The sequence below is a fragment of the Streptomyces sp. NPDC051664 genome (genome assembly GCF_044453545.1).
Lineage (GTDB): Bacteria > Actinomycetota > Actinomycetes > Streptomycetales > Streptomycetaceae > Streptomyces.
In genome coordinates this window covers 1-1074 of the sequence record NZ_JBITCU010000142.1, presented here as the reverse complement: position 1 = coordinate 1074, position 1074 = coordinate 1, and the positions used below count along the sequence as shown (strand labels likewise).

1 protein-coding gene and 1 pseudogene are annotated in these 1074 nt (G+C 63.3%); one reads left to right on the top strand and one right to left on the bottom strand.

Annotated elements, in window-relative coordinates; translation table 11 throughout:
- A pseudogene (locus ACIA8E_RS42060) lies at window positions 1-153 on the top strand (IS630 family transposase); the annotation flags it as partial.
- 111 nt (window positions 154-264) lie between these two features.
- Here the strand turns inward: ACIA8E_RS42060 and ACIA8E_RS42055 are convergent.
- Window positions 265-1074 (bottom strand): group II intron maturase-specific domain-containing protein (locus tag ACIA8E_RS42055; RefSeq protein WP_399307413.1); only part of this gene is annotated, 810 nt, incomplete at its 5' end.

The window sequence follows — 1074 nt, the reverse complement described above, 5'->3', positions numbered from 1 at the left end:
ATCTGGCGGCAGTTCCAGCTCAAGCCGCATCTGGCGGACACCTTCAAGCTGTCGACGGACCCGTTGTTCGTGGAGAAGGTCTACGACGTCGTGGGTCTTTACTTCAACCCGCCCGAGGGCGCGGTGGTGCTGTCGGTGGATGAGTCGGGTCGGACCGGGACGCCTCAGTAACACCATTTCTGGTGTTCCGTTCCCCCGGCCCGCCCGCCGAACCGGACGTGCCCGTCTCCGAGCATCCGGCTCTCCACGTGCTCTTGCCTCTGGTCAGCCGACGGCTGCCGGTATTGGCGTCCACGGTGTGGGTATGTTCCGGCCCCGGTATCGGTAGCGAACCACCGGAACCTTCTGGGGTTGGAACAGCGAGATCCCGTCCTCGGTCGGTCGTTTCCCCGGGAGAAAACGCCGGAACAAGGATGCCCACGGGACACGAGGATGTCGTTTACGCAGCCAGCGGGTCACCCGATGCCAGGAGTAATCATCGAGATAACCGAAGGTGGCCGCCGACACACCGTGCCGAAAGTAGGCACACCAGCCCCGCAGCACAGCATTCAGCTGACGCAGCAGGTCGGACAGATGCTGGTGCTTCGATCTGCCGGTAATCGCCCGGACCTTGTCCACGATGGAGGCCAGCGCCTTCTTCGAGGGGTAGGTATAGACGACGTTCCGGTCGGTGCCTCGTTTCCGCCGGCGCTGGATGTGCCAGCCCAGAAAATCGAAGCCCTCGTCGATGTGGACCACCTGTGTCTTGGCCTCCGATAGGCGCAAACCCATCGGCGCCAGGACTGCTGCGGCCTCGGCCCGCAGTGCTTCGGCGTGCTGACGCGTGCCCGACACCATGACCACCCAGTCATCCGCGTAGCGGATGAGACGGCACATGGGCAGGCCGCGTCTGCGACGCGTGGTGCGCTGGTAATCCGATCCATAGCTCTGCCAAGTCTCGGCGGTGGATTTCAAGTCCAGTGAGACGGTCGTGACGCTATGAACCGTTCCGGGTTCGGTAGGGACTCGATCATTTGAGAGGATCGAGTCATGGCACGTCCTTCCCAGTACCCGCTTGAGGTGCGCCGTCGTGCG